The organism is Brachyspira pilosicoli (assembly GCF_019402445.1).
GTDB lineage: Bacteria > Spirochaetota > Brachyspiria > Brachyspirales > Brachyspiraceae > Brachyspira > Brachyspira pilosicoli_B.
The window spans coordinates 1-4,959 of record NZ_SRZM01000282.1; the positions used below are offsets into that span (position 1 = coordinate 1).

Annotated in this window: 4 protein-coding genes; 1 reads left to right on the forward strand and 3 read right to left on the reverse strand. The window is 24.8% G+C overall.

Annotated elements, in window-relative coordinates; genetic code table 11:
* Positions 1-82: 82 nt before the first annotated feature.
* The 3 genes from rsmG to E6A48_RS09160 are packed head-to-tail and all read right to left on the reverse strand — an operon-like array spanning position 83 to position 3,389.
* Entirely contained in the window at positions 83-712 is a 630-nt protein-coding gene (gene rsmG, locus E6A48_RS09150) for a 16S rRNA (guanine(527)-N(7))-methyltransferase RsmG (RefSeq protein ID WP_219709918.1), read from the reverse strand.
* 1 nt (position 713) lies between these two features.
* Positions 714-1,436, reverse strand: a complete 723-nt coding sequence (locus E6A48_RS09155) for a hypothetical protein (protein WP_219709919.1) — start codon at positions 1,434-1,436, stop codon at positions 714-716.
* A 15-nt stretch (positions 1,437-1,451) separates the two neighbouring features.
* Positions 1,452-3,389 (reverse strand): tetratricopeptide repeat protein, encoded by a 1,938-nt coding sequence (locus E6A48_RS09160; RefSeq protein ID WP_219709920.1) that lies wholly within the window; start codon positions 3,387-3,389, stop codon positions 1,452-1,454.
* A 217-nt stretch (positions 3,390-3,606) separates the two neighbouring features.
* Between E6A48_RS09160 and E6A48_RS09165 the strand changes: the two genes are divergently transcribed.
* A partial coding sequence (locus tag E6A48_RS09165; protein WP_219709921.1) for an AAA family ATPase occupies positions 3,607-4,959 on the forward strand: 1,353 nt, incomplete at its 3' end.

A 4,959-nucleotide genomic window follows, 5' to 3' on the forward strand; every position in this document is an offset into this window, starting at 1 on the left:
TATAAAAGAACCAAAAGAACTGCATTTTTAAAATCATAATATAACCATTATCTTATATTCAATTTATATTTTAAACATATAACTATTTCTCTCTTATTATCACTAAATGTCTTTCTTTTTCATTCGAAGCTAACTTCACTATATTAACATCATATTTATGTATATCGTTAATCTCTTTAAGCTCTTCTTCTATTGTTTGAAGTTTTCCCTTATATGCTATTAGTGAAGCATTTTTAGTCTTTATTTTTTTAAATATTCTAATAAGAGTTTTTATATCAGAAAAAGCTCTTGATGTAATAGTGTCATATTTCTCTTTTAATTCATATACATTTTTTGATGCAATATTTATATTAGTGAGATGCAATTTTTCTTTTGCTAGAATTAAAAAATCTGACTTTTTATTTTTAGATTCGCATAGTGTAAACTTTTTATCATTATACATTATAGCAAGCGGAATAGAAGGCAAACCTGCCCCGCTTCCAACATCTATAATATTATCATAATCTCTAAATACATCTAATGCCAAAAGCGAATCAAGAATATGCTCATCTAAAAATGTCTGAATATCTTTAGCACCTGTTATATTTATATTTTTATTATAATCCATAGCTAAAGATGCATAATCTATTATCTTTCTTTTTTTTACATCATCATTATCATCTTTAAATAAAGATAATTTATCTAATTCAATACATAAATCATCATAAATCATATTACCAGCCTAATTTTTTAGCTGCATTTTTAGCATTATTACCAGCAGAGACATTTGTAACATTGTATCGAATCTCTCTTTTATCAGTTTTACTCTTCATAATAAACTCTTTAGGATATGGTATATTATTAACCGTAGTATAAGAACCTAATTCAACATTAACAACATTATCCATAAATGAAGTAGAAAAACTTCTTACACGAAAAGTTGAAGCAGAAAAAACTATAGTATCAACTCTGTCGTTGTAGCCAATTTTTAGAGTATGCCAATTTTTGCCTAATGTTATATTGCTGCTTATTATTTTTTTATTTAAATCTATAAATTTATAATCTAATATATCAGCATAAAGTTTAGGAAAACGCATAATAGGAGCTTCTAATGCAAATGTATTAAAGTTTCTTTTAATAGTCTCCTGAGAATCTTGAGTGTATAATGTAAGTTCATTGTTAATAACTTTAGCGTCCATTATAACTCCACCCAAAAGCCCGTCTAATGCTGTCATATATTTACTATTATTTTCATTTTTATAATAATTAACTATCATAGGCATTTGGTCTAAATCATCACCGCTATAAAAAGCACCACCAGATGAATAAAGCGAAGTAAATGGAGATTTTGAAAACTTATCAAAAGCCTCTTTCATTACTTCCTGTTCACTCTGAGCAAATAATGTGCCTACAGAAAATATAAATAAAAATATATAAACTATTCTTTTTTTTAGCATTATTTATAACCTCTCTTATTTTGTATTATTTTCTATTGATGATATTCTCTCTTCTATTTTTTTAGAATCAAAACTACTATCTTTATAAATAGAAGAGATTGATTTTCTATAATATTTTAATGCACTATCAAAATCTTTTTTAGCATAATAAACATCTGCCAAATGTGAATAAATTTCAGCCTTAGATGTTTCATCTGCATAAAATGCTGCCTTTAATAATAATTTTAAAGACTCATCATAGTTGCCTTTTAAATAATATCCAAAACCTAAAGTATCTATATAATGAGGAGATTTAGGCTCTATTTTTACAGCATCTTTAGCAAGCGATATACCTTTATCTAGATCTATATTTAAATATATCAAAGCCCAAGCTAAACTATTTAAGGACTCAGCAGAATCTTTATTAATAGAATATTTAAAATTAGCATATTCCATAATAGAGTTAGTATTAGAAACAGAAAGTGCTGTAACATAAGGTATATTTAATCTATAATCATTAGTATTAAGATTTTTATTCTTTTTAAAAAACTCTAAATCTTTGTTTAAAAAGTTATTAGCATTATCAAAATCATTATTTAGATAATATACATAAGACTTCAAATAACTATAATAATCTTTTTGTCTTTCAAACTTTTCAATATTTTTTATAGCAAAATCATATTCGCCTATATCCGCAGAAGTCATAACTAAAGATACTAATTCATTTTCTGCTATATTACCTTTTTTTAATGAAGCATATTTATAAAGCATTTCTTTTGCAGCTTCTTTATTATTTTGCTCTTCAAATTTCAAAGCAGCTTGCAAATATAGCGTGTAGAGTTTTTCATTTTTACTGTCATAATTAATAATGTTTTCTATATGTTTAGGTAAAGCATCTATATTGCCAAGCATTAAATAAAAACTAATAATATCCATCTCTGCTTTTATTTTTTCTTCTTTGCTTCCTATTTCATTTACAAGTTTATAGTATGTTTGAATTATATCTAAATCTATTTTTGCTCTATCTATATCTGTTTCTATGATATTTAAAGCATTGCTGTATCCATTATTTTTAGCTTCTATAATAACAGATAATACTTGCGGAATATTAACACTATTATTAATTTGTGAGAATAATTCTTCATTATATTTATCTGCCATAAAACTTAAATAAGCACTTAAAACAGAAGCATTACTATTTTCTAAGCTTTTACTATATGCTTCATCATAGTTTTCTAATGCCTGATAACTTTTTATTACAGCAAATTCAGCATCTTGCCTATCTTTATCTGATAAAGAATCATAATTAAGTTTGTTTAATCTATCTATTGCATTTTGAAATCTGCTTAAATAAAAATTGCACATTCCATAATAAAAATTATAATACTGCAAATAATTCTTACTAGCCGGCTTATTTGTATTTACTTTATCAAAATAATAAACAGCATTTTGAAACTCTCTCTCATTAAAATTAATAAACCCTAATAATATTAAAGTGTCATTATAATTTCTATCTATCTCATACGCATTTTCAAGATAATACTTTGCCTTTTTTAAATCCCCCACAAAAAATATGTTTCTCTCAGCAGCCTTAATTAATATATCTATATTTTGAGGATTGTTTAATACAAGAGAATCATATATTTTTATACTCTCCTCAATTTCTCCCAAAGCCTCATGAGTTTCAGCAAGAGAAATATATATATCATCATCTTGTATATACTTTAGCACTTCTTTAAATATAACTTTTGCATTTTCTAAATTATTAATACTCTCTTCATTACGTATTCCGCTTGCTAATGCTTTTTCTTTATAGTATAGAGCAAAACTGTATGCCGCTCTTGCCTCTTCTTCATTTCTAATATATCCATTTTCACTATAGCTATTTGTAGAAGAATAATCATTGCTTAAAGAAGTTTGTGCATTAAGAAGATTCAACCCAATTATAAATATTAGTAATATATATTTATACATATTTACCCCGCATAGGCTTATTAAATTTATTTATTAATTATTATATATTCGTCAATTATATAAAAAAGCATAAGAGAACTATTTTTGTAAAATGATTTATTTAACTTTTTTATTAATTATATCAAAAAAACATATAAAAGTAAATTAAGCATTATAAAATATAATTACTTTAAATAATAATATAGCTATGATATACTTAAACAAGTGAGAGAGTTTTATGAAAAATACTGATATATCAAAAAAAATAGAAAATATTATAAAATTACTTTCTAATGGACTTTATGAGAGAGAAAATATTGTAGCATTAACTCTATTAAGTGCCATAGCAGGAAAACCTATATTTTTATACGGTCCTCCGGGAACAGCAAAAAGCTTTATAGCAAAGAGAATATCTTATGCATTTAAAGATTCAAAATACTTTGGATATTTGATGCAAAGATTCAGCACACCAGAAGACATATTTGGTCCTATTAGTTTAGAAGAATTAAAGAACGATAGATATATAAGAAAAATAGAAGGATATTTACCCGATGCTGATTTTGCTTTTTTAGATGAAATTTGGAAAAGCAGCCCTGCAATACTAAACACACTTCTTACTATAATAAATGAAAGAATATTTAAAAATGGTGTAAATGAAATAAAAGTGCCATTAAAAGCATTAATCTCAGCAAGTAATGAAACTCCTCCAGAAGGTCAAGGTCTTGAAGCATTGTATGATAGATTTATCATGCGTTTAAATATAAAAAATATAAAAAACAAATATAACTTTGAAAAGATACTTCAAAACACAGAACTTAGTTCTTTTGTAGATATAGATAATAACTTAAAAATATCAACAGATGAATGGATGCAAATTAGAAAGAATGCAAATAACATTAAACTTTCAAAAACTGTTATTGATATTATTCATTATATAAAACTTTCTATAGATAAGTTTAATGAAGAGAATATTAATATATATGTATCAGACAGAAGATGGCAGCATATAGCATATTTATTAAAACTCTCGGCTTATTTAAGCGGTAAAGAAGAAGTTGATATTTATGATTGCTTTATAATTTATAATTGTTTGTGGAGCGTAGAAGAGCATATTGAAGCTGTAAAAAAGATTACTGAAAACGCTATTAAAAAATATTACAATTTTAATGATTTAATAGATGAATGGAAAAATAATTTTGAAAATATAAAAACAAATATTGATAATGAATGTTTTTATTTAGAGAAAGTTTATGATACAGAAAATATTGATGATAAATATTATATAGCAAAAAGTTTTAATGTTGTTATGGACGAATATAATAATAAAGCTGAAACTATTATTTATATACCAATAAAACAATTACAGAAAAACGGATATTTTTATCCATTAGACATTAGCAGAAATCAAACAAAAAAGTTTAGATGCAATTTTTTTGGGACTGATAAATGCGTTATTGAAATAAACTCTGCCACAAAAACAAATGGTTTATTGTCAAACAGACTTTCAAAAAATTATGAAGCATTGTTTGAGTTTGAGGCGGAGTATCATATTAAAAGATTAAATACTAAAAAAATAGAAAAAGAAAAAAAA

Bases quoted from the DNA above. Each gene is read 5' to 3' on its own strand.
- rsmG (WP_219709918.1), bottom strand. From the start codon at position 712: ATGATTTATGATGATTTATGTATTGAATTAGATAAATTATCTTTATTT.
- E6A48_RS09155 (WP_219709919.1), bottom strand. From the start codon at position 1,436: ATGCTAAAAAAAAGAATAGTTTATATATTTTTATTTATATTTTCTGTA.
- E6A48_RS09160 (WP_219709920.1), bottom strand. From the start codon at position 3,389: ATGTATAAATATATATTACTAATATTTATAATTGGGTTGAATCTTCTT.